This is a genomic window from Pseudomonas sp. LAM2023 (assembly GCF_016620375.1).
Lineage (GTDB): Bacteria > Pseudomonadota > Gammaproteobacteria > Pseudomonadales > Pseudomonadaceae > Aquipseudomonas > Aquipseudomonas anuradhapurensis.
In genome coordinates, this window is the sequence record NZ_JAENHV010000009.1 from 375,438 (window position 1) to 401,691 (window position 26,254).

Genomic DNA, 26,254 nt, shown 5'->3' on the forward strand with positions numbered 1-26,254 from the left:
GGATTGCCGGGGCTGCTGCGCAGCCCTTTCGCGACACAAGGCCGCTCCTACAAAGGCCGCTCCAACAACAATGCAACACCCGCGTGACCTCAACAAAACAATTACAACACCCAGAGATCGCAACCCATGACCCCCGAACGCATCGAAAGCATCGTCAACCACCCCGACTTCCAGCACCTGGTGCGGCGCAAACGCCGCCTCAACGGCGGCCTGACGCTGGCCATGCTGGTGACCTACTATGGCTTCGTCCTGCTGGTGGCGTTTTCCCCCAGCACCCTCGGCCAGTCCCTCCGCGGTGGCGTGACTACCGTCGGCATGCTGGTGGGCGTGCTGATGGTACTGCTGTCCTTCGGACTGACCGGCATCTACGTGCATCGTGCCAACAACGTGCTCGACCCGCTCAACGACAAGGTCAAGCAGGAGTGCGCACAATGAACTGGACAGCCATCTCGATGTTCATGGTGTTCGTCTGCTTCACCCTGCTGGTCACCCGCTGGGCTGCGCTGCGCACCCGCTCGGCCAGTGACTTCTATACCGCCGGCGGAGGCCTGAGCGGCATGCAGAACGGCCTGGCCATCGCCGGCGACATGATCAGCGCCGCCTCGTTCCTGGGCATTTCGGCGATGATGTTCATGAACGGCTACGACGGCCTGCTGTACGCGCTGGGCGTGCTCGCCGGCTGGCCGATCATCCTGTTCCTGATTGCCGAACGCCTGCGCAACCTGGGCAAGTACACCTTCGCCGACGTGGTCAGCTACCGCCTGGCACAGACCCCGGTGCGCCTCACCTCGGCGTTCGGCACCCTGGTGGTGGCGCTGATGTACCTGGTGGCGCAGATGGTCGGCGCCGGCAAGCTGATCGAACTGCTGTTCGGCATCAGCTACCTGTATGCGGTAATGCTGGTCGGCGTGCTGATGGTCGCCTACGTCACCTTCGGTGGCATGCTCGCCACCACCTGGGTGCAGATCATCAAGGCGGTGATGCTGCTGTCGGGCACCAGCTTCATGGCATTCATGGTGCTCAGGCACTTCGGCTTCAGCACCGAGGCGATGTTCGCCAGTGCCGTGGCCGTGCATGCCAAGGGCCAGGCGATCATGGCCCCGGGCGGTTTGCTGTCCAACCCGGTGGATGCCATTTCGCTGGGGTTGGGCATGATGTTCGGCACGGCCGGCCTGCCGCATATCCTGATGCGCTTCTTTACCGTCAGCGATGCCAAGGAAGCGCGCAAGAGCGTGTTCTATGCCACCGGCTTCATCGGCTATTTCTACTTGCTGCTGATTGTCATCGGCTTTGGCGCCATCGTCAAGGTCGGCACCGAGCCCACCTACCGCGATGCCACCGGCGCGATCATCGGCGGTGGCAACATGGTCGCCGTGCACCTGGCCCAGGCGGTGGGCGGCAACCTGTTCCTCGGTTTCATCTCCGCCGTGGCCTTCGCCACCATCCTCGCCGTGGTTGCCGGCCTGGCGTTGTCCGGGGCTTCGGCCGTATCCCACGACCTGTATGCCTGCGTGATGCGCCAGGGCAAGGCCAGCGAGCAGGATGAAATGCGTGTGTCGCGCCTCGCCACCCTGTTGATCGGTTTGCTGGCGGTGATCCTCGGCCTGCTGTTCGAGTCGCAGAACATCGCCTTCCTCTCCGGCCTAGTGTTGGCGGTGGCGGCCTCGGTCAACTTCCCGGTACTGCTGCTTTCGATGTTCTGGAAAGGCCTGACCACCCGTGGCGCAGTGTGCGGCAGCATGGCCGGGCTGGTCTCGGCAGTGCTGCTGGTAGTGCTGGGCCCGGCGGTGTGGGTCAATGTGCTGCATCACGAAAAGGCACTGGTCCCCTACAGCAACCCCGCGCTGTTCTCCATGAGCCTGGCGTTCCTCGGCGCCTGGGCGTTCTCGGTCACCGACAATTCCGCACGCGCCAGCCAGGAACGTGGCCGCTACCTGGCGCAGTTCATCCGTTCCATGACCGGTATCGGCGCTGCCGGCGCCAGCAAGCACTGACTCCAAGGAAGAACAACCATGTCGGGTAAAACAACAACAATGAACCGTACACACTTCATGTCGGCCGCCTGGCTGGCCACCCTGGCCCTGCCGCTGCCGGCGCTGGCCGACTTCGTCGGTGACAGCCACGCCCGGCTGGAGCTGCGCAACCACTACCTCAACCGCGACTTCCGCCAGAGCAACGCGGCGCAGGCCAAGGCCGAGGAATGGGGCCAGGGCTTCACCGCCAAGCTGGAATCGGGCTTCACCGAGGGCACGCTCGGCTTTGGCATCGATGCCATGGGGCAACTGGGTATCAAGCTCGACTCCAGCCGCGACCGTCGCAACACTGGCCTGCTGCCCTTTGGCCCGAACAGCCATGAGCCGGTCGACGACTACAGTGAACTGGGCCTGACCGGCAAACTGCGGCTGGCCAAGAGCACCCTGCGCCTGGGCACCCTGCAACCGATCCTGCCAGTGGTGGTGTACAACGACACCCGCCTGCTGGCCTCCACCTTCCAGGGCGGCCTGCTGACCAGCCAGGACCTCGCCGGCCTGACCTTCAACGCCGGCCGCCTGAGCAAGGCCAACCTGCGTGACTCCTCGGGCCGCGATGACATCGGCTACGGCGCCGCCAGCAGCGACCATCTCGACTTCGGCGGCGGCAGCTATGCCATCACCCCGCAAACCAGCGTCAGCTACTACTACGCCAAGCTCGAGGATATCTATCGCCAGCAGTTCGTCGGCCTGGTCGATACCCGCTCGCTGGGCGAGGGCCTGAGCCTGCGCAGCGACTTGCGCTACTTCGACAGCCGCGAAGACGGCGCCGAGCGTGCCGGCACCATCGACAACCGCAACTTCAACGCCATGTTCACCCTCGGTGTGCGGGCCCACAAGTTCACCGCCACCTGGCAACAGATGTCCGGTGACAGCGCGTTCCCGTTCGTCAACGGTGGCGACCCGTTCACCGTCAACCTGGTTACCTACAACACCTTCACCCGCGCCGGCCTGGATTCCTGGCAACTGCGCTACGACTACGACTTCGTCGCCCTGGGCATTCCCGGCCTGAGCTTCATGACCCGCTACACCGACGGCCGCCACGCCGAAACCGCCACGCTCAGCAACGGCCGTGAGCGCGAGCGCGACACCGACATCACCTACGTCATCCAGAGCGGCCCGTTCAAGGACGTCAGCCTGCGCTGGCGCAACGTCACCTTCCGCTCTGGCAATGGCCTGACCAACGCCGTGGACGAAAACCGCCTGATTATCGGCTACACCCTGGCGCTGTGGTAACAGCGCCCTCCCCACCTCTGAACAGCATGGAGAACAGTATGTCTGCCGCCCCTACCCTGCAAAGCTTCATCGCCGGCCGCTGGCTCGGCCAGCACGGCGCCCAGGCCTTGCGCAGCGCCCTCGACGGCCACGTGCTCGCCTATAGCCATGAGGAACGCCCGGACTTCGCCGAGGCCGTGGATTTCGCCCGGGCCCGTGGCCTGGCCAGCCTGATGGGCATGGACTTCCAGCAGCGCGCTGCGCGCCTGAAAGCCCTCGCCTTGTACCTGGCCGAGCGCAAGGAGCAGCTCTACGCCCTGTCCCACCACAGCGGCGCCACCCGTGCCGACAGCTGGATCGACATCGAAGGTGGCAATGCCACGCTGTTCTCGTACGCCGGCATCGGCAGCCGCGAATTACCGTCGGGCAACCTGGTGCACGAAGGCCCGGCCATGCCGTTGGGCAAGCAAGGCCACTTCGCCGGCAGCCATATCCTGGTGCCGCGCGCCGGCGTGGCGGTGCACATCAACGCCTTCAACTTCCCCATCTGGGGCATGCTGGAGAAATTCGCCCCTACCTTCCTGGCCGGCATGCCCTGCATCGTCAAGCCGGCGACCTCGACCAGCTACCTGACCGAAGCCGTGGTGCGCCTGATGCATGCCTCTGGCCTGTTGCCGGAAGGCAGCCTGCAACTGGTAATCGGCAGTACCGGCGACCTGCTCGACCGCCTGCAGGGCCAGGACGTGGTGACCTTCACCGGTTCTGCCGACACCGCCGCGAAGCTGCGCGTCACGCCTAACCTGGTGCGCAACTCGGTGCCGTTCAGCGCCGAAGCCGACTCGTTGAACTGCGCCATCCTCGGCCCGGACGTGACCCCGGACAGCGAGGAATTCGAGCTGTACATCAAGGAAGTGGTGCGGGAAATGACCACCAAGGCCGGGCAGAAGTGCACCGCCATCCGCCGCGCCATCGTCCCGGCCAAGCACATCGATGCGGTTGCCACGCGCCTGCGCGAGCGGCTCGCCAAGGTGGTGGTCGGCGACCCTTCGCTGGAAGGCGTGCGCATGGGCGCCCTGGCCTCTCATGACCAGCAGCACGACGTGGCCGAGCGCGTGCGCAGCCTGTTGCACAGTTGCGACCAGCTGTTCGGCGCCAGTGACGGCTTTGCGCCACGTGGCGAGGGTGTGGCCGAAGGTGCGTTCTTCGCCCCGACCCTGCTGCAGGCGCGCGACCCGCATGCCGAGGGTGGTGCCCACGATATCGAAGCGTTCGGCCCGGTCAGCACCCTGATGGCCTATGACGACCTCGACGAAGCCCTGGTGCTGGCCGCCCGTGGCAAAGGCAGCCTGGTGGCCACCCTGGTCACCGCCGAGCGCAGCATCGCCGCCAAGGCCATCCCGGCCGCCGCTGCCTGGCATGGCCGGCTGCTGGTGCTCGACCGCGAAGCGGCCAAGGAATCCACCGGCCACGGCTCGCCATTACCGCAACTCAAGCACGGTGGCCCGGGCCGCGCCGGCGGTGGCGAAGAGCTGGGTGGCCTGCGTGCGGTCAAGCACTACTTGCAACGCGCTGCGGTGCAGGGATCGCCAAGCATGCTCACAGCGGTTACCGGCGAGTACGTGCGCGGTGGCGCAGTGATCGAAAGCGAAGTGCACCCGTTCCGCCGTTACTTCGAGCAACTGCGCATCGGCGAATCGCTGCTCACCCACCGCCGCACCGTGACCGAAGCCGACCTGGTCAACTTCGGCTGCCTGTCGGGCGACCACTTCTACATGCATTTCGACGAGATCGCCGCCAGGGAATCGCAGTTCGGCAAGCGTATCGCCCACGGTTACTTCGTGTTGTCGGCGGCAGCCGGGCTGTTCGTGTCCCCGGGTGCAGGGCCGGTATTGGCCAACTACGGCCTGGATACCCTGCGCTTCATCAACCCGGTGGGCATCGGCGATACCATCCAGGCGCGGCTGACCTGCAAGCGCAAGATCGACCAGGGCAAGACCAGCCCGCTGGGGCAACCGCAGGGTGTGGTGGCATGGGACGTCGAGGTCACCAACCAGCTGGGCGAGCTGGTGGCGAGCTACGACATTCTGACCCTGGTGTTGAAAATGCCGGGGGCATGACCGCTGCCATTGGTCGGCCTTTGCCTCGACGCGACCGATCGGTCCCGACGTCGGCGGGTTCTGATGGCATGAGGGGTGGTCAATGGCTTCGCCTCTCACTCCTGTGTTGGCCCGCCAGCCTGGCGGGCCTTTTTTACCGAAACGGAGGCCGAGGGCATGAACGACAAGCAGTGGACGGGCGGCGGCAATGCGCAGGATGACTGGCCGGAACTGGATCCGGACGCGCGCAACGACAAGGTGGACGACCCCGATACCGACCCGAACCTGACGGATGATGACCAGAACCGGCCTGGGGTGCCTGCCAGCGATCCTGAATCCGGGGCCTGAGCTGCCCGGGTGGCGGCGAAATCGGGTCAGGCAGTGGTAACAGGGTCTTCCAGCGACTGGCCAGGCTTGCTGCCGGAGGCTCGCCAGCTGACCTCTGTCACCCCATAGCGTTCGGCCATGGGTTTGCTCACCTTGCGGATCTTCTCGCGGCCGAACTTGGGGATGATGCCGATACCGGCGTCGCAGCTGGCCCAATGCCAGGCTTCGGCATTGTCCATACGTTCCAGGCGGATGATGAAGCTGCGCGGTTTGCCGTGTAACCGGTAGTCGATGATGTACAACTGCGGATTAGGCATCGCGTGGCCCTCCTCTTTTCCATGGATGACTTCGTGTTGAGTCGAGCGCGCCGCGAAGATTCAAAAAGATTGTGAAACGCTTCGCAACAAAGGTGGCCCAGCGCAATGTGCGCCGGGCCACCGCCGCTGTTGCCAGCCGCTGCGTTACTGGTTGCGGCCGCCGCCGTGGCTGTTCTGGCCACCTTTGCGGCCTGCTTCCGAGGCGCGTTCGCGGTCATTGGCGAAATTGCCGCCGGAGGCCTGGCCACCTTTCTGCCCGGCGCGGGACGCTTTTTCGCGGTCGTTGGCGAAATTGCCCGGGTTGGTTTCCTTGGTGCCGCCACGTTGGCTGGTTTGATCTTGATCGCGAGCCATGTCGTTTCTCCTTGCGGTTGGAATGGTAGTCACGGTCGTATACCGTGCCCTTACTCCGAGCCCAGGCGGCGCTGGGCGCTCACTCCAATGCGTGGTTTGTGGACGAGTGGCGCCAAATGACTGGCAGGTCGCAAATTGGCGCACTGCCTTTTGGCTCTCTGTCCAACCCCTCGCGATTGCCGCGCCAGCCTGCCTATAATGGCCTTTCACAAGCCCGGCGATGCGTCGATGGGCCGTCTGTCAGGTCTGTACAAGGCACCGCCATGAAGTCGTCTGCTAACCAGCCCGCCTCGCCGCAAAACCCCAACCTGAGCCCAAGCCATCTGGACTTCCCCGTGGTCGGCATAGGCGCCTCGGCAGGTGGCCTCGAGGCCTTGTGCACGTTGTTCCGGCAAATGCCGGCCGATTCTGGCATGGCCTTCGTCATCGTCCTGCACCTGTCTCCCGATCACCAGAGTGTGGCGGACCGCATCATCCAGGAAACCACCGCGATGCCGGTGCGCCAGGTGACCGAGCCAGTGCCGATCGAGCGCAACCATGTGTACGTGATATCGCCCGCCAACCGCTTGTCGACCAATGACGGTTACCTGCGGGTGACCCCAGCCAACCGGCGGCGCGGCGACCACGTGGCCATCGACCTGTTCTTTCGCGACCTGGCTGACGTGCACAAGGACCATGCCTTTTGCGTGGTGCTGTCCGGTAGCGGTGCCGACGGCGCGGTCGGGCTGTCGCGCATCAAGGAGCAAGGCGGCGTCACGCTGGTGCAGGCGCCCGATGACGCACAGTACGACAGCATGCCCCGCGCGGCCATAGACACCGGTATGGTCGATATCGTCCTGCCGGCCGCGGAAATCCCCCAGAAACTGCTGGAGCTATGGCAGAACGCTAGCCAGGTAAAGCTGCCGCGGATCGATGACGATACCCTGCCACCCGCGCTGGGCAGTCGCGCAGGCGACCCGCAGGCCTCCGAGCCGCTGCTGGAGGAGATTCTCCTGCAGTTGCGCAGTGTCACCGGGCATGACTTCCAGCATTACAAGCGCGCCACCGTGCTGCGGCGCATCGAGCGCCGGCTGCACGTGACCGGGCAGGCCGACCTTGGCGCCTACCTGCGCTACCTGGAAGACCACCGCGAAGAGGCCACGGCCTTGTTGGCCGACATGCTGATCGGTGTCACCAACTTCTTCCGTGACCGCGAGGCCTTCGAGGCGCTGGAACGCCATGTGCTGCCGCAGCTGGTCAGCGAGCCCGAGCCAACCGAGGGCGCTGGCGAAATACGCATCTGGTCGGCCGGCTGCTCCACCGGCGAAGAAGCCTACAGCCTGGCCATGCTCGCCTGCGAGCAACTGGCCGTGGAACAGCGAGCCAGCCAAGTCCAGGTGTTTGCCACCGACCTCGATGAGCGTGCCATCAGCATTGCCCGGGGTGGTTCGTATCCGGAGGCGATCGTCACCGACGTGCCACCCTCGCGGCTGCGCCAGTTCTTCGTCAAGGAAGACCAGCACTACCGGGTACGCAAGGAAATTCGCGAGAAAGTCCTGTTCGCCCGGCACAACCTGCTGTCCGACCCGCCGTTCTCGCAGATCGGCCTGATCGTCTGCCGCAACCTGCTGATCTACCTCGACCGCGAGATCCAGCAGGACATTCTGCAGATGTTCCATTTCGCCTTGCGGCCCGGGGGGTTCCTGTTCCTGGGCTCAGCCGAGTCTGCCGACCTGGCCAGTGAACTGTTCGCCGTGGTCGACAAGCGCAACCGTATCTACCGAGCCCGCGACGTCAGCACCCTGGGCCGCCGCTCGGGCCGCCAGTTGCCGGGGCCGGACCTCACCAGCCCGCCCCAGGTCGCACGCGGGCAGGACAAGCCCGGGCGCAAACCCGTCTACGCCGAAGTGCACCACCGGGCCTTGGCGCGCCGGAACCCGCCCAGCCTGATCATCGACGGCGAAGGTACGATCCTGCACCTGAGCGAGGGCGTTGGCCGCTTCATGCAACTGGCCGGCGGTGAACTCAGTCGTAACCTGTTGAGCCTGGTGCTGCCGAGCTTGCGCCTGGCCCTGCGCAGCACCTTGTTCCAGGCCCGCCAGGGTACCGAGGCGGTGACCTCGCGGCCGGTGGAACTCGGCGAAGGTGCCGACCGGGTGCAGGTGGAAATCACCGTGCAGCCGCACAAGGACCAAGTGAGCGCTGGCGAATACCTGCTGGTGGTTTTCGAAGAGCGCGCAGCCGGCCCGTCGTTGCCCATTGCCGAGTCGCTTCGCCAGACCGACAGCATGGTCTTGCACAACCTCGAGCACGAGCTGCAGCGCACCCGCCTGCAATTGCAGGAAACCATCGAACAATGGGAAATCTCCAGCCAGGAACTGACCGCCTCCAATGAAGAAATGCAGGCCATCAACGAAGAACTGCGCTCTGCCAGCGAAGAGCTGGGCACCAGCAAGGAAGAGCTGCAGTCGATCAACGAGGAATTGCTGACGGTCAACTTCGAGCTGAAGAACAAGGTCGAGGAAACCGACAAGGTCAACGATTACCTCAGCAACCTGATCGCCAGTACCGATATCGCCACGGTGTTCGTCGACCGCAACCTGCATATCCGCTGGTTCACCCCGCGTGCCACCGACTTGTTCAACATGCTGCCGGTCGACACCGGCCGCTCGCTGCTCGACATCACCCATCGCCTCGACTACCCCGCGCTGGCCGAGGATGCCCGTACCGTGGCCCAGGGCGAACACATCATCGAACGCGAGGTCGGCGGCCACGACCAACGCTGGTATCTGGCGCGGTTGCTGCCGTACCGCTCGAGCGAGCAGGACAGCGATGGCACGGTGCTGACCTTCATCGACATCAGCAAGAGCCGGGCGGCGGAGGAACGCGTGCGCCTGGGTGAGGAGCGCATGCGCGTGGTGGCCGAAAGCACCCACGATTTCGCCATCATCCTGCTCGACGAACAGGGCCTGATCACCGACTGGAACACTGGCGCCAGCCTGATGTTCGGCCACAGCAAGGCGGATGTGCTGGGCCAGCATTACCGCTTGATCTTCACCGAAGAGGACCGTGCGCGCGGCGTTCCCGAACAGGAACTGCATGCCGCCCGGGTCAATGAGCGCGACCAGGACGAGCGCTGGCATGTGCGCAAGGATGGCAGCCGCTTCTACTCCAGCGGCGAGATATCCCAGCTCAAGGGCAGCACCCTGCGCGGCTTCGTGAAGATCGCCCGCGACCTCACGGGGCACAAGCGCCGGCATGACGAGCAGAGCAAGCAACTGGCCGAGTCGCAGAGCAGCAGCCACATGAAGGACGAGTTTTTCGCCATCATGTCCCACGAACTCAAGCACCCGCTCAACCTGATCCAGCTCAATGCGGAAATCCTCCGGCGCTTGCCGACGATCGCCCACAGCGCAGCGGCGAGCAAGGCTGTGGCCAGCATCCGCGAGGCGGTCAACAGCCAGGCGCGAATCATCGACGACTTGCTCGATGTCGCCCGTATTCGTACCGGCAAGCTGAAGCTCAAGACCGAAGCGGTGGATATCCGCGCCATCCTGCAGGGCATCCATGCACTGGTGCAGAGTGAACAACCTGCCTGCAATGTGCTCCTGGAGCTGCCGGCTGACGGCTTGCCCTTGATTATCGAAGGCGACAGCACGCGGCTGGAACAGGTGGTCTGGAACCTGCTGAACAACGCGCTCAAGTTCAGCCCGCCGGGTGGCCTTGTCCGCTTGGTATTGAGCCATGATCAAGCGCAGGTATGGCTGCGCGTCATTGACCAGGGGGTTGGCCTGACAGCAGATAGCCTGGAGCACATTTTCGACCTGTTCAGCCAGGCCGCACCGCAAGTGGGCGACCATCCGCGCGAAGGCCTGGGTATTGGCCTGTCCCTGGTTCGCCAGTTGGTCGAAGCCCACGGTGGTAGGGTGAGTGCTGATTCGGCAGGCATCGGCCAGGGCTGCACCTTCACCGTCAGCCTGCCCTGCTCGGACAGCGGTCAGCGCCCCGCCGTGGCGCCAGCGGATGCGACAACCGATGGCCGCTTGAGCGGCATCCGGGTCCTGTTGGTCGACGATTCGCCAGACGTGCTGGAAGTGATGCAGCAGTTGTTGGAAATGGAGTGCGCCGAGGTCAGTGCGTTCAGCGATCCACGCCAGGCGCTGGAAGCAGCCGCGGCCGCCAGCTACGACATCATTCTGTCTGACATCGGCATGCCGGTCATGGACGGCCACGCCCTGATCAAAGCCTTGCGTAGCCTGAGCCACTTGCAGCACACCCCGGCGATCGCCTTGACGGGCTACGGCGCCAGCGCCGACCAGCACAAGTCACGCCAGTCGGGCTTCGACCGGCATTTGAACAAGCCGGTCGGTTACGACGAACTGGTCGAGGCGATCGAGGCCCTGTACGGGTCCTTGCCCTACTGACCACCCATCTTGTTCTGTTCATATAAACACAACGTTCATTGCGCGCCTGGTGACTAATTCCGTATAGGAATAGCTTCACCAGGAGGTCGCATGAAACCGGTCAAAGCACGCGCAACCGTTATTTGCCGTCACGCCAAGCACGCCCATAAATGGCTCTGGGTCAGAAAACCCAAAGCCCCGTGGACCCTGCCAGGCGGCAAAGTCGAGCCCGGCGAAACGCCAGTGCAGGCGGCCGAGCGCGAGCTGCTTGAAGAAACTGGCTTGCAAGCCGAAACAATGACCTTGTTGATGCGCCACGAAACCCCAGAGCGCATGCATTATGTCTTCGAAGCCGAGTTCGCCGACGCGCCCCACCCCACCGCCCAGCACGAAATTGCCGACTGCTGCTTCGCCCATATCGACCAGGTGCCGATGCTCAAGGATGACATCAAGCTGCTGATCCGCTCGCTGCTGGCCTGTGACCAGGCCACAGCCGCTTCCATTCGCTAGCGCATGGCACCGGCGCAGCCGGTGCCGTTGTTCAGGCCGTGGCCTAGTCAGGCGTGCACGCTCCACTGGCAGGCATCGGCTTCGATGGGCAGTTCGTCTATGGCGTGGATCATGCCGCTCTCCAGCGCCTCGCGCGGGCCCAGAATGCGCGGATAGGCCATCAGGTAACGGGGCACGTCCAGCACCTCGCTGCTGCCCTCGGTCCGCTCGGCGACAATCTGCGCGTACAGGCGCAAATCGTAATCCAGGCTCATGGCGTATTCGGCCATGCGCGAATGGTCCACCGAACCGTGCAGGGTCCAGTGGAACGGATGGAACAGGAACTTGCTGTGGGCGCAGGCGGTACGGTGCTCGCCGGCCAGGAACAGAATGTTACCCATCGACTCCACGGTCCCCAGGTTATGCGTGTGCAGGGGGATCGGCAGCCCGCGCAGGAAGTTGTACAAGGTGAAGCCATAGCTGCATTCACCACCCATGGTGGCGATGTTCAGCTGCAGCAGCTCGGCGCCCTGTTGCAGGGCTTTGGCACAGGTGCCGATGAGATTGCCACAGGTGGAAGAATTGATCGGGCCGGTAAAGTGGATGATGTGTCTGGGCATGCTTGCCTCCAGGTGTCAGCGGTGTTCATTCCAGTGAAATGGGCAGGCCTTCAGTCTGCGGGCGGGTCACTGCGCTGCACGCGACCCTCCTCGCGCTCGCCCATGCGTTGGTACTGCTTGCGCAGCGCATGCAGTTCGGCAGGGTCCATGTCCTCCAGGTCGAGCAGCGCCTTGTGCGCGCGTCTGGTCGTGCGCAGCAGTTCGTTGATCTTGATGTGCAGTTCGTCGTTGTCGCGGTTTTGCGTGTTCTGGATGAGGAACACCATCAGGAACGTGATGATGGTGGTCGAGGTGTTGATCACCAGTTGCCAGGTGTCGTTGTAATCAAACAACGGCCCGGTCAAGGCCCAGGCCATTATCAGCAATAGGGCAATGGCGAAACTCAGCGGGCGGCCGGTCCAGTTCGCCAGCCATTGCGCGAAACGGTCGAATTTCATGGCATCGCTCCTCACCGTAACCACAGCGGGGGCAGCATCCACCACCCTCAGGCTGCTAAAGGGTGGAATCGCCGCTGGCGGCAAAGTTCAATCCGGCGCTGGCTGCGCCGTCGATCAATCCTGCTTGAACCCTCGCACGGCTGCACCGGTCGCAACTGATGAACTGGTGCAACAAGCAATTAGGAGGCAGCGTGAGCGAAGTGCGCATTGGCATTTCAGGATGGCGCTACGGCCCCTGGCGCAAGGACTTCTACCCCAAGGGCTTACCCCAGGACGACGAGCTGGCGTTTGCTTCGCGGGCAGTGAATACCATCGAGATCAATGGGTCGTTCTATAGCTTGCAGACACCAGAGCGCTATCGCAGCTGGGCTCAGGCGACCCCGGAAGATTTCGTCTTCTCGGTCAAGGCACCGCGCTACATCACCCATATACGGCGCCTGAAGAATATCGAACAGCCGCTGGCCAACTTCTTTGCATCCGGCCCTCTGCTGCTCGGGGACAAGCTGGGGCCGTTCCTGTGGCAGTTCCCGCCCAGCATGAAGTTCGATGAAGCGCTGTTCCAGGCGTTTCTCGAACGGCTGCCGCACGACCGCGCCGCTGCGCGTCGGTGTGCCGAAGGATGTGCCGAGCGCCTGCAAGGCAACGGCGGCACCGCCATCGAGGGCAACCGGCGCCTGCGCCATGCGGTGGAAATACGCCATGAGAGTTTCCTCTGCGAAGCCTTCGTGCACCTGCTGCGCAAGCATCAGGTGGCGCTGGTGGTGGCCGACAGTGCCGGTAAATGGCCGTACGTGGAAGACGTGACTGCCGACTTCGTCTACATGCGCCTGCATGGCGACGTCGAGTTGTACAGCAGCGGTTATACGTCACGCGCGTTGCGCCGCTGGAAAGAGCGCATCGTGCACTGGAGCGAAGGCCGCCAGGCCGAGGACGCCGAGCTGATCGTGCCCGGGCCGCCGCCAAGTCATCGGCCGCGTGACGTCTATTGCTATTTCGACAATGACCAGAAGGTGCACGCTCCCTATGACGCCCGACGCCTGCTGGAAAAGCTCCATCTGGATCACCACCTGATGACTGAACCCGGCGTGGAACCCGAGGTGGACCTGTGAACAAGACCTTGCCCACCCCCCGTTGCATCATCGACAAGATCACCGCCGTGCATCGGCTGAACGTGCTTACGCTCAACGTGCACAAGGGGTTCACCTTCTTCAACCGGCGTTTCATTCTGCCCGAGCTGCGCGAAGCCGTACGCGCCACCGGCGCCGACCTGGTGTTCCTGCAGGAAGTGCACGGCAGCCACCAGCAGCATGCCATCCGTCACCCGGCATGGCCGGACACGCCGCAATACGAATTCCTGGCCGACAGCATGTGGCCGCAGTTCGCCTATGGACGCAACGCCGTCTACCCGCATGGCGATCACGGCAATGCGCTGCTGTCGAAGTTCCCGATTACCCGCTTCGACAACCTGGACGTTTCTGTCCACGGCAACGAACAGCGCGGCCTGCTGCATTGTCAACTGGAGGTGCCCGGGCATGAACAGGTGCATGCCGTGTGCGTGCACCTCGGCCTGCGCGAGGCGCATCGGCAGAGCCAGGTGAAACTGTTGCTGGAATTGCTCGACCGTCTGCCAGCACACGCGCCGGTGATCATCGCCGGTGACTTCAATGACTGGCGGCTCAAGGCTGATGCGGTGCTGTCCCGGCGCCTGGTCGAAGCCTTTGGCGAGCGGTTCGGTACCCCAGCCCGCAGTTTTCCTGCGCGCATGCCGCTATTGCGGCTGGATCGCATCTACTTGCGCAATGCCATGCCCTGCAAGGCGCAAGTGCTGTCCAGCTACCCGTGGTCGCACCTGTCCGACCACGCGCCCCTGGCTGCGGAGATCACGCTGTGAAAAGACCCTGGGTGGATGGCAACAGCGTAGAGCTGTTGATCAACGGCGAAGCGTTCTACCCCCGTGTATTCGAGGCCATCGGCCAGGCGCGGGAAGAAGTCCTGCTGGAAACTTTCATCATCTTCGACGACAAGGTCGGCCAACAGCTGCAACGGGTGCTGATCGATGCGGCACGTCGCGGTGTGCGGGTGGAGGTAGTGGCCGATGGCTACGGTACCGCCGACCTGCCGGGCAGCTTCATTGCCGCGATGACCGATGCCGGGGTCAGCTTTCACCTGTTCGATCCGCAGCCGCGCCTGGCGGGCATGCGCACCAACCTGTTCCGGCGCCTGCACCGCAAGATCGTGGTCATCGACGGCGAACGGGCGTTTATCGGCGGTATCAACTACAGCGCAGACCACCTGGGCGATTTCGGGCCCATGGCCAAGCAGGACTATGCCGTGGAAGTCACCGGCCCGGTGGTGGCGCAGGTGCATGCCGTCAGCCGTCGCCTGATGTCGCCGGTGCTCGAACCGCCCAGCGAGGTACGCCCGGTCACCGCTCCCACCGGTGATATCACTGCGGTACTGGTCGAGCGTGACAACGGGCAGCGCAGTAATGCCATCGAAGCGTATTACCTGGAAGCCTTGCGCAATGCGCGCCGACGCGTCGTGGTGGCCAATGCCTACTTCTTCCCCGGTTATCGGCTGTTGCGCGAGCTGCGCAATGCCGCCCGGCGTGGTGTCGAGGTTTCCCTGATCATGCAGGGTCAGCCGGACATGCGCTGGGTCCGGGCGCTTTCCCGGCTGCTGTACAACTACCTGCTGCGCGATGGCGTGCGCATTCATGAATATTGCGAAAGGCCCCTGCACGGCAAGGTTGCCCTGGTGGACGACGAGTGGTCCACGGTCGGCTCCAGCAACCTCGACCCGTTGAGCCTGGCCTTCAATCTCGAGGCCAACCTGTTCATCCGCGACCGCCGCTTCAACCAGCAGTTGCATCAGCACCTGACTTCGTTGGCCAACGAACAATGCAAGCCCGTCACCCTCGAGCGCATGGTACGTGGCTACTGGTGGCGGGCGCCGTTGATATTCCTGTGCTTCCACGTGATCCGCCATTTCCCGCGCATTGCCGGCTGGCTACCCGCGCACCGCAAGCGCCTGAAGTCGTTGCAGCCGGAAGTCGAGACCCAAGGCAACCTGCACGAGGGCAATACCTGATGGAGCGAAAGCGTTGGCATACCTGGGCAAAGCGCCTGTTCACCCTGCTGTTCCTGGTGCTCATCCCGGTGCTGCTGTTTACCCTGGCACGCAACCTGGACTGGAACGAAGTGCGGCAGTCCTTGCTCGGCTACAAGCCTGGCAGCCTGGCGATCGGGCTGGCAATGGCGCTGTGCAGCTTCCTGATCTTTGCCAGCTATGACCTGCTGGCGCGCAGCTACACCGGCCATACCCTGCCCGCCCGGCAGGTGCTGCCGGTGGCCTTCGTGTGCTATGCCTTCAACCTCAATTTCACCACCTGGGTCGGCGGCGTGGCCTTGCGTTACCGGCTGTACAGCCGGCTCGGGCTGGATACGCCTACCATCACCCGCATCCTCACTCTCGGCCTGCTGACCAACTGGATGGGCTACATGCTGCTTGCCGGCGGTGTGTTCGCCTTGCGCCTGGTGGAGCTGCCGTCCAGTTGGCCGGTCGGCACCGGCGGGCTGCAGCTGATCGGCTTCGTGCTGCTGGCCATCACCTTGGCCTACCTGCTGGCCTGTGGTTTGGCCAAGAAGCGCACCTGGCAATGGCGCGACCATGAGCTGACCCTGCCTTCGCTGCGCCTGGCGTCATGCCAGGTGGCGCTCGGTGCCAGCAACTGGGCGATGATGGCGTTGCTGATCGACTGGCTATTACCTGAGCAGGCGTTCTACCCGTCGGTCCTTGGCGTGCTGCTGATCAGCTGCGTGGCGGGCGTGGTGGCGCACATCCCGGCCGGGCTGGGCGTGCTGGAAACCGTTTTCCTCGGCTTGCTCCATGGCCAGTTCGGCCAAGGCAGCCTGGTGGCGGCCCTGCTGGCGTACCGCACCTTGTATTACCTGATCCCGCTGGTGCTGGCGGTGATGACCTACCTGATTCTGGAAAAGCGCGCCAAGGCCATGCGCCGGCGCGAAAAAACAGCTTGAATGTCGACGACGGCCCAGGGGCCGGGAGGTGACCATGCGTATTGCCTGGGTGACATTGATAGTCATGAGCCTGGTCAGCGGCAGGGTGCTGGCAGAGGCCTGCGACGTGATGACCCGATCGTCCAGCGAAGCGGTGCGGCCGGTGGAGCAGCACACCTGCTACACCTACGGCAACATGCCGCCTGAAGCGATCAACTGGTCGTGCAGCAACCAGAGCAAGGACATGCTCAGTGCGGAGAAGCACAAAGTGGCGCGTTGCGCCGACGGTAGCGTGGGCAGCTGCATTGCCCCGCTGACCCAGGAAGCCTTGGCCAACCCCAAGGCAGCGGGGAATGACCAGCCCTCCACCCGTCCGGGCCTGCCCAAGGATGCACGGGTGGTGACCTACTACTACGATACCCCGAGCCTGGGCCAGGCACGCTCGGACTGCGAGCGCAGTAACGGTATCTGGCAGACCCATTGAAGCCATGTTGCCGGCTGCCTTGCGTTCCTTCGCGGGCCTTCCCGCGAAGGAACGCAAAGCAGTCCCCGCAATTGGGCTTGTCACGGCGAAATCGGATCACTCGCCGGAAAGGTTTCGTCCAGGGCGTTGTCCACATTGCTCTCCTTCGGCTGCGCGGCCTGCGCGCAGTTGCAGCCAGGCATGCGGCACGGTTCACCGTTGCGGTGCCCGGTAGCACAGGCCTCACAGCAGTAGGCCTTGCCATCCTGGGGGGCGGCGTCCACCGTACAGGTACATTCGCTACAGGCGCATCGTAATTCGCTCATGGCTTGCCCTCCTCGTCTTCGTCGATTACATCATCACTCCACGGCTGGCCATCCAGCGGCGCGGAGCGGGCCAGCTCGGCTTCATCGAGTCCGATGCCGCCGCCAATCTCCCCGGCGTCAACATGGCGCAGGGACTTGTCGGCCGGGCCGCCATGGCCTGGCTCGTGCGGGTCACGCGCCCCAGATTCGTCCAGCAGGGTGTCCGGGCTGAGGTCGTCGTAAGTCACGTTGTCTTCGTGCAAGCTGTCGCTCAGCGTCTCGCCACCGGTCATGCCACTTTGCGCAACGCGGCGGGCCGGGAACTCCTGGGCGACTTCCTGCGGCGGTCGCTCATCACCCGCTCGCCCTTCGCGATCGTCGAGGCGGTCACTGAAGTCCAGCTCGTGCACACTGCCCATGCGGTCTTCGGTATCGTCGATTTCGGTCGGCGTGTAGGGTTTGGGATCATCAGGTCTGGACATCGATAGTCTTCCTCCGTTGGCTTACTCACGGTCGACTCCGCCAAGCGCCGGAAGATTCAGAGTTTCTTGTATACCTGCAGCGGCTTTTTTTTGAACTCCCCCTGCTTCAGCTGTCTCCCAACGATAAGACAGCGAATTGCCCCGGAGCCTGCCATGGCCAAGCCCCTCGAGGAATACGCACGCAAACGCGATTTCAACGCCACGCCCGAACCCAGTGGCAAGCAGAAGCGCACCCAGCGCGCCCACGCCCTGCAGTTCTGCATCCAGAAGCACGATGCCAGCCACCTGCATTATGATTTCCGCCTGGAACTGGACGGCACGCTGAAAAGCTGGGCCATCCCGAAAGGCCCATCGCTCGACCCCAAGGTGCGCCGCCTGGCCGTGCACGTCGAAGACCATCCGCTGGACTACGCCGACTTCGAAGGCCACATCCCCGAAGGGCATTATGGTGCCGGCGATGTGATTGTCTGGGATCGCGGCATCTGGGAGCCGGAGGGGGACGCCCGCGAGGCCTATGCCAAAGGCAAGCTGCGTTTCCGCCTGCAGGGCGAAAAGCTCAGCGGGGTATGGAACCTGTTCCGCACGCACATGGCCGGCAAGAAGGAGCAGTGGATGCTGGTCAAGTCCCACGACAGCCAGGCGCGCAGCGAAAGCGAATACAGCATCGTCGACGCGCAGCCAGATAGCGTGCTCAGCGACCGTACCCTGCTACCCAAGCGCAGCAGCGGCAAGCCGGCCAAGGCCAAGCCTGCGGCCGGCAAACGCTCGGCCACTGGCAAGGCAGCGCCGCTGCCAGAGCTGTTGCAGCCGCAGCTGGCCACGCTGGTCGACTCGCCACCGGCGGGTGACTGGCGCTACGAAGTGAAGTTCGACGGCTACCGCATCCTGGCGCGCATCGAAGGCGATGACATTCGCCTGTTCACCCGCAACGGCCATGACTGGAGCGCCAAGATGCCGCGCCAGGTGGCTGCGCTGCGCCAGCTTGGGGTCGATTCGGCCTGGCTGGATGGCGAGATGGTAGTGAACAACGAGCAAGGGGTGGCAGACTTCCAGGCGCTGCAGAACGCATTCGATACCGATCACGACGAACAGATCACCTATTACCTGTTCGACCTGCCCTTTCTCGGCGGCCGTGACCTGCGCCAGGTGCCGCTGCAGGACCGCCGCGACACGCTGCGCCAGCTGCTCGAAGCGAATGAAGCCGACAACCTGGTGTTTTCTGCCGATTTCGACCAGCCGGTGGAGTCGTTGCTGGACAGTGCCTGCCGCCTGGACCTGGAGGGCTTGATCGGCAAACGCGTGGACAGCACCTACGTCGGCCGGCGTAGTGCTGACTGGATCAAGCTCAAGTGCAAGAAACGCCAGGAGTTCGTGATCGTCGGCTTTACCGAGCCGAAAGGTAGCCGCAACGGCTTCGGAGCGCTGCTGCTGGCGCTGCATGACAACGACAGCGGTGAGTTGCGCTACGCCGGCAAGGTCGGCACCGGCTTCAGCGCCACCACGCTGGACAGCATCCATGCGCGGCTCAAACCGCTCGAAATCGCCAAGCCCGCCCTGGCCAAGCCGCCTGGCGGGGCCGAGGCACGCGGCGTGCACTGGCTGAAGCCACAGTTGCTGGCGGAAGTCGCCTACGCGCAGATGACCCGCGAAGGGATCGTGCGCCATTCGGTATTTCACGGCCTGCGCGACGACAAACCTGCCACCGCCATTGACCTGGAGCGTGCCATGCCCGGCAAGACCCTGCCCAAATCCAAGCCCGCCAAGGCCACGGAGCACTTCGGTGACTTGCGCCTGACCCACCCCGAGCGCGTCATCGACGCCAGCAGCGGCGCCACCAAGCGCGACGTGGCGGAATATTACGCCGAGGTCAGCCAGTGGATCCTGCCGCAGCTCAAGGACCGCCCGGTGGCCTTGGTGCGCGCCCCTGACGGGTTGGCGGGCGAGCTGTTCTTCCAGAAAAATGCCGGCCAGCTGCACATCCCCAACGTGCTCAGCTACGACAAAGCCGAGGCAGGCCAGGCGGCGATGATCATCAATCGCCCCGACACCTTGCTGGGCGCGGTGCAGATGAACATGCTCGAACTGCACACCTGGAACGGCACCGACAAGGATTTCGACAAGCCCGACCGCTTCGTCCTCGACCTCGACCCGGACCCCGCCCTGCCCTGGAAAGCCATGCTGGAGGCTACCCAGCTGACCCTGACCCTGCTCGACGAGCTGGGCCTGAAGGTGTTTCTGAAGACCAGCGGCGGCAAAGGTATCCATGTGGTCGTGCCGCTGACGCGCAAAGCCAGTTGGGACGAGGTGAAAGACTTCAGCCACGCCATCGTCAATTACCTGGCCAGGCTGTTCCCGGAGCGCCTGAGCGCCGTGTCCGGGCCGAAAAACCGCGTGGGCCGCATCTTCATCGACTACCTGCGCAACGGCAAGGGCGCCACCACTGCCTGCGCCTATTCGCTGCGGGCGCGCGAGGGGTTGCCGGTTTCGGTACCGATCTGGCGTGAAGAGCTCACCCAGCTCAAGGGCGCCAACCAATGGAACATCAACAACCTGCGCGAACGCCTGGCAGAGGTCGACGATCCTTGGGCAGACATGGGCAAGGTACGCCAGTCCATCACCGCACGGATGCGCAAGCTGCTGGGCCAGTAAGGGCTGGCCCGGCAGCTTGCACGGATAAAGGCCTTCAGGACGCCTTGCGCGTCCGTTTGGCGGGCTTCTTTTCTGGCGCTGGCTTTTTCTTGCCTGCCGCGCCGCCCTTGCCGCCAAGGCTGCGCTTGAGCAGCTCGGTAAGGTCGATGATGTCCGCGCCTTTCTCGCTCCCGCTGGCCTCGCCTGTTTCCACCGTTTCGATCTTGCCTTTGCTGGCCTTTTCTTCCACCAGGTCGAGAATGGTCTGGCGGAAGGCGTCATGATAGTCGTCAGGCGACCAGGCGCCGGTCATGTCCTCGACCAGCCGTTTGGCCATGTCCAGTTCGCGCTTGTCCACCTTGGCTTCGGTAACGCTGCTGTCCAGCTCCAGCGTTTCCAGGCCACGCACCTCTTCCGGCCAGCGCAGGGTGATCATCACCAGCGCCTCCTCCAGCGGCCGCAGCAAGGCCAGATGCTGACGGGTATGCAGCACCACCGTGGCCAGCGCCACCTTGCCGGTGCTGGCCAGGGTCTCGCGCAGCAGCGCATACACCTTGCCACCTCGCCGGTCCGGGCTGAGGTAGTACGGCGTGTCGAAATGCTGCAGAGGGATATCGCCGGCGTCGACGAACGAAAAGATATCGATGGTCTGGGTCGCCTCGGGGCGCGCCTTGCGGATCTCTTCTTCGCTGATCACCACATAGCGGCCTTTTTCGTACTCGACCCCTTTGACGATGTTCTCCTTGTCGATGTCCTTGCCGGTGACCTTGTTCACCCGCTTGTAGCCCACCGGCTCCATGCTGCGCTTGTCGAGCCAGTCGAAGTCGACGCGCTCGGTGCGCACTGCGGTATTGAGGGCCACAGGGATGTGCACGAGGCCAAAGCTGATGGCGCCTTTCCAGATTGCCCTTGCCATGAATCTGCCCCCAGGTTGCCTGCCGATACCACAAGTGACTGCACCGAGCCGCGAAGGTTTAGCCGGCCAGCCCTATGGCAACGGGTTGCCGCCGGTGACGCCGAACACCTCGCCGGTGATGTAGCTGGACTCCTGGCTGGCCAGCAGGACATACACCGGCGCGCACTCGGCCGGCTGGCCCGGGCGCTTCATCGGCGTTTGTGCGCCGAATTCGGGGATTTTCTCCGGTGGCTGGCCGCCGCTGGGCTGCAGTACGGTCCAGATCGGCCCCGGGGCCACGGCGTTGACCCGGATGCCGCGTTCGATCACCTGCTTGGCCAAGGCCTTGGTAAAGGCGACGATGGCGGCCTTGGTGGTGGCATAGTCGAGCAAGGTGGCCGACGGCTGGTAGGACTGGATCGAGGCCGTGTTGATGATGGTAGCGCCCGCCGGCATCAGCGGCACCGCCGCCTGGCACAGCCAGAACAGCGCGTAGACGTTGGTTTTCAGGGTATGGTCGAACTGCTCGTGGGTGATCTGGCTGATGTCCTTGCGCGCCTCCTGCTTGCCGGCGACGTTGACCAGGATGTCCAGGCCACCGAGCTGTTCGTGGGCCTGCTCGACCAGCTCCTTGCAGAACTGCTCGTCCTTGAGATCGCCGGCAATCGCGACCACCTTGCGGCCTTCGGCTTCGATCAGCTTGATCACTTCGCGGGCATCGGGTTGTTCGATGGGCATGTAGTTCAGCGCAATGTCGGCCCCCTCGCGGGCGAAGGCAATGGCAACTGCGCGGCCGATACCCGAATCTGCGCCGGTGATCAGTGCCTTGCGCCCGGCCAGGCGGCCGAAGCCCTTGTAGCTGGCTTCGCCGTGGTCGGGCTTGGGCTGCATGTTGACGTCCAGGCCCGGCGCAGGCTGGCCCTGGGCCGGGAACGGTGGGTGCGGGTACTGGGTCAGCGGGTTCTGCATGCTGAACTGGTCGTGGGGTTTGTTGGGCATGGGGGGCCACTCCTCTGCTGAAACCGGGCTGGCCCGTAACAGGGCCGATACCGGTTTCGAGAAGCCCCCCTGGGCGATGGTTTGCTCCAGCTGGCAACACCGCCGACCAGCGGTCACGCTGGGTTGAACAGCACCCGCTGGAATGCCTCTGCGGCCAGGTGTACCTGCACCGCCCAGTCGCCGGCCGCATCGCTGCCGGCATCGTCGGAGATGTATTTCAGGCAGACAAAGGGAATGCCCTCGCTGCGTGCGATCAAGGCCAGCACATAGGCCTCCATGTCGACCACGTCGTACGGTGCGTCGCCGTGGTTGATCTCGAAGCTGTCGCCGCTGCCGCAGGTTTCCACGGGCAGGCCGGGGATCACCACGCCGTGCTCCAGCAGCACCGGGATATCCGACAGCGGCGTTTCGTAACGGGCGAAGCCCAGCGGGGTCACGTCCATGTCACGTTGCACGAAGCGGGTGCAGCACACCACTGCGCCCTTGCCGTGCCGCAGGCTGCCAGCCGACCCGAGGTTGACGATCAGCCTGGGCCTGTTGGCGGCGATAGCCCGCGTCAGGGCGATGGCGGCATTGACCTTGCCGATGCCGGTGAACACGCTGTTCATCCCGGCGAACACGCTCCCCGCCTCGGCCTCGAGGGCGAAGACGAACAAGGTGTCAGCCAGGGAAATATCAGGGAATTGCTGGGTCAAGATCATCGTGCGGAGTATCCGGATGGCTGGCAAATGGCGCCGCCATTGTCGTTCAACCCTGCGCGAATGCAAGTGCCGTGGGGGGGTGAAGAGGATATTTGCCGCCCTCCTCCAGCACCTGGTCCACGACCAGGCGTAGCGCTTGCGGTGTCGTCCTGCCGCTGGCTCGGGCGCCCTCGAAACAGGCCAGCTGGCGATCGGCGCTGGTCCCGTGCTCCAGGATCCATCGTGCCCGCAGCAATGCACGCTCGGCATCGGCCGTGTCGACGGGAAACGCAGCATGCAGCTGGGCCAGCCAGCCGCGAGCGGAAACGCCCTGTTGCTGCTGCTGGCCGATGAAGGTGCCGTGGCGGCCGTGGCGCATGGCGCGCCAGTAGTTTTCCTGGGCGACCCAGCGCAGCTCGCGGGTCAGCGGTTCGGGGTCGTGCCCCCAGCGTACGCAGTGCTCGACCATATGCCGGAACAACCCGGCGATGCACAGCACATCTTCCAGGTCCGGGCACGCATCACAGATGCGCAGCTCAACGGTCGGGTAGCGCCGCGACGGGCGCACGGCCCACCAGAAGTCACCATCCTTGGCCAGCGACCCGGTACGTTGCAGCAAGGCCCGGTAGCGCTCGTAGGCGGACCAGTCAGGCAGAGGCTCGGGCAAGCCCATGTGCGGCCACTCGCCACAGATCACCCGGCGGTAGCTCAGGTAGCCCGTACCCTGGCCGCACCATAACGGCGACGAAGTGCTCAGTACCAGCAGCAGCGGCAGCCACGGCAGCAGGCGATTGATCAGCTGCATCCGGTCGCAACCTGCCGGCACACCGACATGCACATGCAGGCCATTGACCAGGCTGCGTCGCGCCACGTGCTGGTAGTCATCGAACAACTGCCGGTAATGCGCCGCAGAGGCTGCTTTCTGCTTCTGCCACGGGGCAAACGGATGGCTGGCCGCGCCGTATAGGCCCATGCCTTCCTCGGCCAGGGCCTGGCCAAGGCGCTGACGGCTCTGGGCGAGGTATTCCCGTGCCTGGTGCGTGTTATCGAATACCGGGGACACCACTTCGATCTGGCTACGGAACATTTCCTGGGCAAATTGCTCGCCCAGCAGCTCGCGGCAGCGCCTGACCACCCCCGGCGAAGGGGTGGCCGGAACCCGACCGCTGGCAAGGTCGACTAGCAGGTATTCTTCTTCGATGCCGAAGGTGCAAGGCGCTGGCATATCGGCTCAGCCGCTGCGGGTGACGGTGAGTGTGACTGCGGCGATGCGCTCGACCTGTTCGTAGCCGCGCTCGCCCAATTGCTCACCGAACACGTCCGGGTCGACCTCGCGGTAGACCCACGACCACCCAGGCCCCGCCAGGCGCAGGCGGATGGCTTCGAGCAAGGGGTCCCTGCCTTCAATGATCGCTACACCGGTATACAGCAACAGTGAGCCACCGGGGGCAAGCCGCTCGCGGGCCTGTTCGACGATGCGCAACGACAGCTCGGCGCCCAGCGCGCCACCACCGTGACGGTAGGTGCGCTCTTGCACATCGAGCATGTACGGCGGGTTGGTGATGATCAGGTCGAACAGGCCGGTAATGCCGTCGAGCAGGTCACTTGGCTCCACCGAGACATTGCTCACGCCTGCCAGGGCCGCATTGATCGCTGTGTAGCGCAGCGCAAGCGGATTGATGTCCACGGCGGTAACCTGGGCGTGCGGTACCGCCTGGGCCACCAGCAAGGCACCGACACCGGTGCCGCAGCCAATGTCCACGGCATGCTCGACGCGCTTCGGGGTGCGTTGCAGGTGGTCGTGGATCACCTGGGCGAAACGGTAGCTGTCCGGGCCGAAGAACACCGCGTCGCTGGCGTCGGTGGGGTACGCCGAGTGCACCAGCAGCAAGTCTTCGAGGGTGGCCCAGCGGACCGTACTCACCAACCACTCGCCACGCGTCGCCAATACCTGCGCCTGGCGTAGCTGGTCCAGCTCGTCGGCGGAAACCAGCGAGGGCGGAAACGGGCGGCTCCAGCCGAACACATCGCGCAGTGTCCTGGCCCGCTCCGCCCCTGGGCGGGCGTTGACCCGGGCGTGGGTGGCCGGTGTGACACAGGTGAAGCGGTAGCCGTCGGCACGCAGGCGCTTGCCCAATTGCAGCAACGCCTGGTCTGCCTGGATCTGTTGTGGGTCAAGCTGCATCAGCGCGGTTCCTCCTGGGCCAGGCCGGTGGCACGCAGGTAGCCCTGGGTCGCCAGCAATCCTTCCGGTGTGGCATGACGGTTGCCGGCCATGTTGTCGATCAAGGTCTCGATGTCAGTTTCCTGTGCCGTACCCTGCAGTGGTGTATCCAGCTGCAATGGCTCCTCCCAGCTGCCAGGCATCACCCGTGAACCAGGGGCTTGCCAGCCCGCGGCGATCCAGTCGTGCCACAGCTGTTTCTCGTAGGCGGTGAACACGCCGTACATGGGCGCCGACGGGCCTTCGACAAGGCGCCACCAGCGGCTGTTGGCGGGGGCCTCTCCCCGGCGGATCCAGCCCTGCGCCTGCAAGGCTTCGAGGAACGCCGGCATGCCGCCTGGCTCGGCCAGCCACTGGTTGACCGTGCGTTTCTGCAGGCGGCAATGATCGGAATGCATGAACTGGCCGAAATGCCGCTTGTGCTCCAGGGCCATCAGCAGCTCCGCCTGCAGGTCGAAACTGTCGATCAGGCTGGGGGTATCCACCCCCAGGTCATTCAGGCGATAGCCCTGGCGTACACGTTGGTAGAACCTGCACAGGTCGTCTGCCGGACACAGCTGGCGTAGCGCCTGGATGGACAGGTGGGCATGCCCGCTGGCGGCATTGTCGATGGTCACGTGCAGCTGGAAGTAATGGCCGTCGATGCCCAGTTCTGCCAGTTCGTAGGTGGTGATCAGCAAATGCAGCGGCGGTTGTTCGTAGCCCAGGTTGTAGCCGATGACCTCGGGCAGAAACGCGTCGGCATGGTGCCCCAGGGCCAGTTGCAAGGCCCCTTGCAGGTAGCGTTGGTCATCCAGTTCGGGTAGGTCCAGACAGCCCAGCCGGCTCAGCAGGCGTTGATAGATCAGCACGTGGTTGCAGCGCGGATCACCGCTGCCCAGCTCTTCCAGGTAAGTGCGGATCAGGCCATGGTAGCGCGGGTCACGCCAATGGCGCAGGGTGCCGTGCAGCCACGCGCCATCCACCGCCTTGGTGGGCGCGACCTGCTGCAGGAACCACAGCGCCTGGGCGCGATTGGCGAAGTAGCGCCGTGGGCTGCCCTGGCGGCGTTGCGCCAGGTAGGCGGCGTAGGCTGCAGCGACCGCGGCAGCATGCCGGGCACTCCAGGCTTCCAGCTGTGCTGGGTCAGCAGGCAAGTCGTCCGGCAAACCTTGCACCTGAGCCAACTGTTCGTTCAACCATGCGGCGCTGACCGCATCCGCACCGCCCAGCAGTGCGTGGTAACGGTCGTACAGGCTTGGCCCATTGGTCGAGGCCGGTACCATCGCGGCGGTCTTGCAGGTCATGACCGTCAT

At 64.3% G+C, this 26,254-nt stretch carries 24 protein-coding genes and 1 pseudogene; 13 read left to right on the top strand and 12 right to left on the bottom strand.

The window, feature by feature from the left end; translation table 11 throughout:
- Positions 1 to 126 precede the first annotated feature (126 nt).
- The 5 genes and pseudogenes from JKP78_RS01735 (at position 127) to JKP78_RS01755 (ending at position 5,689) form a co-directional block, all read left to right on the top strand.
- Positions 127 to 435 (top strand): DUF485 domain-containing protein, encoded by a 309-nt coding sequence (locus tag JKP78_RS01735; RefSeq protein ID WP_200625935.1) that lies wholly within the window; start codon positions 127 to 129, stop codon positions 433 to 435.
- Positions 426 to 1,994, top strand: a pseudogene (locus JKP78_RS01740) (cation acetate symporter); the annotation flags it as partial. The gene JKP78_RS01735 and the pseudogene JKP78_RS01740, both read left to right, overlap by 10 nt.
- A gap of 39 nt (positions 1,995 to 2,033) precedes the next feature.
- The gene (locus JKP78_RS01745; protein ID WP_186685905.1) at positions 2,034 to 3,266 is read left to right on the top strand and encodes an OprD family porin; all 1,233 of its coding nucleotides are present in this window, start codon (positions 2,034 to 2,036) and stop codon (positions 3,264 to 3,266) included.
- Positions 3,267 to 3,304: 38 nt separating this feature from the next.
- Positions 3,305 to 5,362, top strand: coding sequence for a phenylacetic acid degradation bifunctional protein PaaZ (gene paaZ / locus JKP78_RS01750; protein WP_200625937.1), 2,058 nt, complete (start codon positions 3,305 to 3,307; stop codon positions 5,360 to 5,362).
- 156 nt (positions 5,363 to 5,518) lie between these two features.
- Positions 5,519 to 5,689, top strand: coding sequence for a hypothetical protein (locus JKP78_RS01755; protein WP_186685911.1), 171 nt, complete (start codon positions 5,519 to 5,521; stop codon positions 5,687 to 5,689).
- Positions 5,690 to 5,715: 26 nt separating this feature from the next.
- On the opposite strand, the gene JKP78_RS01760 is transcribed toward JKP78_RS01755, so the two are convergent.
- Positions 5,716 to 5,985, bottom strand: coding sequence for a DUF6555 family protein (locus JKP78_RS01760; RefSeq protein ID WP_186685914.1), 270 nt, complete (start codon positions 5,983 to 5,985; stop codon positions 5,716 to 5,718).
- 144 nt (positions 5,986 to 6,129) lie between these two features.
- A complete protein-coding gene (locus JKP78_RS01765; protein WP_114170448.1) occupies positions 6,130 to 6,339 on the bottom strand; it encodes a general stress protein in 210 nt (69 codons plus the stop codon).
- Positions 6,340 to 6,602: 263 nt separating this feature from the next.
- Here JKP78_RS01765 and JKP78_RS01770 point away from each other — a divergent pair, with 263 nt between their 5' ends.
- The gene (locus JKP78_RS01770) at positions 6,603 to 10,742 is read left to right on the top strand and encodes a CheR family methyltransferase (RefSeq protein ID WP_200625938.1); all 4,140 of its coding nucleotides are present in this window, start codon (positions 6,603 to 6,605) and stop codon (positions 10,740 to 10,742) included.
- Positions 10,743 to 10,832: 90 nt separating this feature from the next.
- Positions 10,833 to 11,231: an NUDIX hydrolase gene (locus JKP78_RS01775; protein WP_170029903.1), complete on the top strand. Its 399-nt coding sequence runs from the start codon at positions 10,833 to 10,835 to the stop codon at positions 11,229 to 11,231.
- 47 nt (positions 11,232 to 11,278) lie between these two features.
- On the opposite strand, the gene JKP78_RS01780 is transcribed toward JKP78_RS01775, so the two are convergent.
- Positions 11,279 to 11,830, bottom strand: a complete 552-nt coding sequence (locus JKP78_RS01780; protein ID WP_170029904.1) for an ATP-dependent Clp protease proteolytic subunit — start codon at positions 11,828 to 11,830, stop codon at positions 11,279 to 11,281.
- A 50-nt stretch (positions 11,831 to 11,880) separates the two neighbouring features.
- Positions 11,881 to 12,267 (bottom strand): low affinity iron permease family protein, encoded by a 387-nt coding sequence (locus JKP78_RS01785; protein WP_200625939.1) that lies wholly within the window; start codon positions 12,265 to 12,267, stop codon positions 11,881 to 11,883.
- Positions 12,268 to 12,458: 191 nt separating this feature from the next.
- Here JKP78_RS01785 and JKP78_RS01790 point away from each other — a divergent pair, with 191 nt between their 5' ends.
- Genes JKP78_RS01790 through JKP78_RS01810 form a run of 5 tightly spaced genes read left to right on the top strand, consistent with a single transcriptional unit; the run spans position 12,459 to position 16,767 of the window.
- Entirely contained in the window at positions 12,459 to 13,376 is a 918-nt protein-coding gene (locus JKP78_RS01790; protein WP_186685922.1) for a DUF72 domain-containing protein, read from the top strand.
- Positions 13,373 to 14,158 (top strand): endonuclease/exonuclease/phosphatase family protein, encoded by a 786-nt coding sequence (locus tag JKP78_RS01795; protein WP_186685925.1) that lies wholly within the window; start codon positions 13,373 to 13,375, stop codon positions 14,156 to 14,158. Before JKP78_RS01790 ends, JKP78_RS01795 begins: the two co-directional genes overlap by 4 nt.
- Positions 14,155 to 15,357: a cardiolipin synthase ClsB gene (gene clsB, locus JKP78_RS01800; RefSeq protein ID WP_170029908.1), complete on the top strand. Its 1,203-nt coding sequence runs from the start codon at positions 14,155 to 14,157 to the stop codon at positions 15,355 to 15,357. The genes JKP78_RS01795 and clsB overlap by 4 nt, the downstream gene beginning before the upstream one ends.
- Positions 15,357 to 16,304: a lysylphosphatidylglycerol synthase domain-containing protein gene (locus JKP78_RS01805; RefSeq protein ID WP_170029909.1), complete on the top strand. Its 948-nt coding sequence runs from the start codon at positions 15,357 to 15,359 to the stop codon at positions 16,302 to 16,304. Before clsB ends, JKP78_RS01805 begins: the two co-directional genes overlap by 1 nt.
- A gap of 34 nt (positions 16,305 to 16,338) precedes the next feature.
- On the top strand, positions 16,339 to 16,767 hold the full coding sequence (locus JKP78_RS01810) for a hypothetical protein (protein ID WP_200625940.1): 429 nt from the start codon (positions 16,339 to 16,341) through the stop codon (positions 16,765 to 16,767).
- A gap of 80 nt (positions 16,768 to 16,847) precedes the next feature.
- Here JKP78_RS01810 and JKP78_RS01815 read toward each other — a convergent pair whose 3' ends face one another.
- Together JKP78_RS01815 and JKP78_RS01820 are read right to left on the bottom strand one after the other, a co-directional pair.
- The gene (locus JKP78_RS01815; protein ID WP_186674130.1) at positions 16,848 to 17,072 is read right to left on the bottom strand and encodes a metallothionein; all 225 of its coding nucleotides are present in this window, start codon (positions 17,070 to 17,072) and stop codon (positions 16,848 to 16,850) included.
- Positions 17,069 to 17,533, bottom strand: coding sequence for a phosphotransferase system, HPr-related protein (locus JKP78_RS01820; protein WP_170029912.1), 465 nt, complete (start codon positions 17,531 to 17,533; stop codon positions 17,069 to 17,071). The genes JKP78_RS01815 and JKP78_RS01820 overlap by 4 nt, the downstream gene beginning before the upstream one ends.
- Before the next feature lie 153 nt (positions 17,534 to 17,686).
- Here JKP78_RS01820 and ligD point away from each other — a divergent pair, with 153 nt between their 5' ends.
- Positions 17,687 to 20,182 carry a DNA ligase D gene (gene ligD / locus JKP78_RS01825; RefSeq protein WP_186685931.1) on the top strand — a complete coding sequence of 832 codons (2,496 nt, stop codon included), beginning with the start codon at positions 17,687 to 17,689 and terminating at the stop codon, positions 20,180 to 20,182.
- 34 nt (positions 20,183 to 20,216) lie between these two features.
- Here the strand turns inward: ligD and ku are convergent, their stop codons facing one another.
- The 6 genes from ku to JKP78_RS01855 form a co-directional block, all read right to left on the bottom strand.
- Entirely contained in the window at positions 20,217 to 21,077 is an 861-nt protein-coding gene (gene ku, locus JKP78_RS01830; RefSeq protein ID WP_200625941.1) for a non-homologous end joining protein Ku, read from the bottom strand.
- 72 nt (positions 21,078 to 21,149) lie between these two features.
- The gene (locus JKP78_RS01835; RefSeq protein WP_170029915.1) at positions 21,150 to 22,055 is read right to left on the bottom strand and encodes an SDR family oxidoreductase; all 906 of its coding nucleotides are present in this window, start codon (positions 22,053 to 22,055) and stop codon (positions 21,150 to 21,152) included.
- 113 nt (positions 22,056 to 22,168) lie between these two features.
- Positions 22,169 to 22,756, bottom strand: a complete 588-nt coding sequence (locus tag JKP78_RS01840) for a 5'-methylthioadenosine/S-adenosylhomocysteine nucleosidase family protein (RefSeq protein ID WP_200625942.1) — start codon at positions 22,754 to 22,756, stop codon at positions 22,169 to 22,171.
- 46 nt (positions 22,757 to 22,802) lie between these two features.
- Positions 22,803 to 23,960 (bottom strand): carboxylate-amine ligase, encoded by a 1,158-nt coding sequence (locus tag JKP78_RS01845; protein WP_200625943.1) that lies wholly within the window; start codon positions 23,958 to 23,960, stop codon positions 22,803 to 22,805.
- Between the two features lie 6 nt (positions 23,961 to 23,966).
- Positions 23,967 to 24,920 (bottom strand): methyltransferase, encoded by a 954-nt coding sequence (locus JKP78_RS01850; RefSeq protein ID WP_200625944.1) that lies wholly within the window; start codon positions 24,918 to 24,920, stop codon positions 23,967 to 23,969.
- The gene (locus JKP78_RS01855) at positions 24,920 to 26,254 is read right to left on the bottom strand and encodes an iron-containing redox enzyme family protein (protein ID WP_200625945.1); all 1,335 of its coding nucleotides are present in this window, start codon (positions 26,252 to 26,254) and stop codon (positions 24,920 to 24,922) included. The genes JKP78_RS01850 and JKP78_RS01855 overlap by 1 nt, the downstream gene beginning before the upstream one ends.

Excerpts from the sequence above, each read along its gene's own strand:
- JKP78_RS01735 (WP_200625935.1), top strand. The coding sequence starts at position 127 with ATGACCCCCGAACGCATCGAAAGCATCGTCAACCACCCCGACTTCCAG.
- JKP78_RS01765 (WP_114170448.1), bottom strand. The coding sequence starts at position 6,339 with ATGGCTCGCGATCAAGATCAAACCAGCCAACGTGGCGGCACCAAGGAA.
- JKP78_RS01850 (WP_200625944.1), bottom strand. The coding sequence starts at position 24,920 with ATGCAGCTTGACCCACAACAGATCCAGGCAGACCAGGCGTTGCTGCAA.
- JKP78_RS01810 (WP_200625940.1), top strand. The coding sequence starts at position 16,339 with ATGCGTATTGCCTGGGTGACATTGATAGTCATGAGCCTGGTCAGCGGC.
- JKP78_RS01760 (WP_186685914.1), bottom strand. The coding sequence starts at position 5,985 with ATGCCTAATCCGCAGTTGTACATCATCGACTACCGGTTACACGGCAAA.
- JKP78_RS01770 (WP_200625938.1), top strand. The coding sequence starts at position 6,603 with ATGAAGTCGTCTGCTAACCAGCCCGCCTCGCCGCAAAACCCCAACCTG.
- JKP78_RS01785 (WP_200625939.1), bottom strand. The coding sequence starts at position 12,267 with ATGAAATTCGACCGTTTCGCGCAATGGCTGGCGAACTGGACCGGCCGC.
- paaZ (WP_200625937.1), top strand. The coding sequence starts at position 3,305 with ATGTCTGCCGCCCCTACCCTGCAAAGCTTCATCGCCGGCCGCTGGCTC.
- JKP78_RS01855 (WP_200625945.1), bottom strand. The coding sequence starts at position 26,254 with ATGACGGTCATGACCTGCAAGACCGCCGCGATGGTACCGGCCTCGACC.
- JKP78_RS01745 (WP_186685905.1), top strand. The coding sequence starts at position 2,034 with ATGAACCGTACACACTTCATGTCGGCCGCCTGGCTGGCCACCCTGGCC.
- JKP78_RS01755 (WP_186685911.1), top strand. The coding sequence starts at position 5,519 with ATGAACGACAAGCAGTGGACGGGCGGCGGCAATGCGCAGGATGACTGG.
- JKP78_RS01845 (WP_200625943.1), bottom strand. The coding sequence starts at position 23,960 with ATGCCAGCGCCTTGCACCTTCGGCATCGAAGAAGAATACCTGCTAGTC.
- ku (WP_200625941.1), bottom strand. The coding sequence starts at position 21,077 with ATGGCAAGGGCAATCTGGAAAGGCGCCATCAGCTTTGGCCTCGTGCAC.
- JKP78_RS01815 (WP_186674130.1), bottom strand. The coding sequence starts at position 17,072 with ATGAGCGAATTACGATGCGCCTGTAGCGAATGTACCTGTACGGTGGAC.
- ligD (WP_186685931.1), top strand. The coding sequence starts at position 17,687 with ATGGCCAAGCCCCTCGAGGAATACGCACGCAAACGCGATTTCAACGCC.
- JKP78_RS01805 (WP_170029909.1), top strand. The coding sequence starts at position 15,357 with ATGGAGCGAAAGCGTTGGCATACCTGGGCAAAGCGCCTGTTCACCCTG.
- JKP78_RS01835 (WP_170029915.1), bottom strand. The coding sequence starts at position 22,055 with ATGCCCAACAAACCCCACGACCAGTTCAGCATGCAGAACCCGCTGACC.
- JKP78_RS01820 (WP_170029912.1), bottom strand. The coding sequence starts at position 17,533 with ATGTCCAGACCTGATGATCCCAAACCCTACACGCCGACCGAAATCGAC.
- JKP78_RS01840 (WP_200625942.1), bottom strand. The coding sequence starts at position 22,756 with ATGATCTTGACCCAGCAATTCCCTGATATTTCCCTGGCTGACACCTTG.
- JKP78_RS01775 (WP_170029903.1), top strand. The coding sequence starts at position 10,833 with ATGAAACCGGTCAAAGCACGCGCAACCGTTATTTGCCGTCACGCCAAG.
- JKP78_RS01780 (WP_170029904.1), bottom strand. The coding sequence starts at position 11,830 with ATGCCCAGACACATCATCCACTTTACCGGCCCGATCAATTCTTCCACC.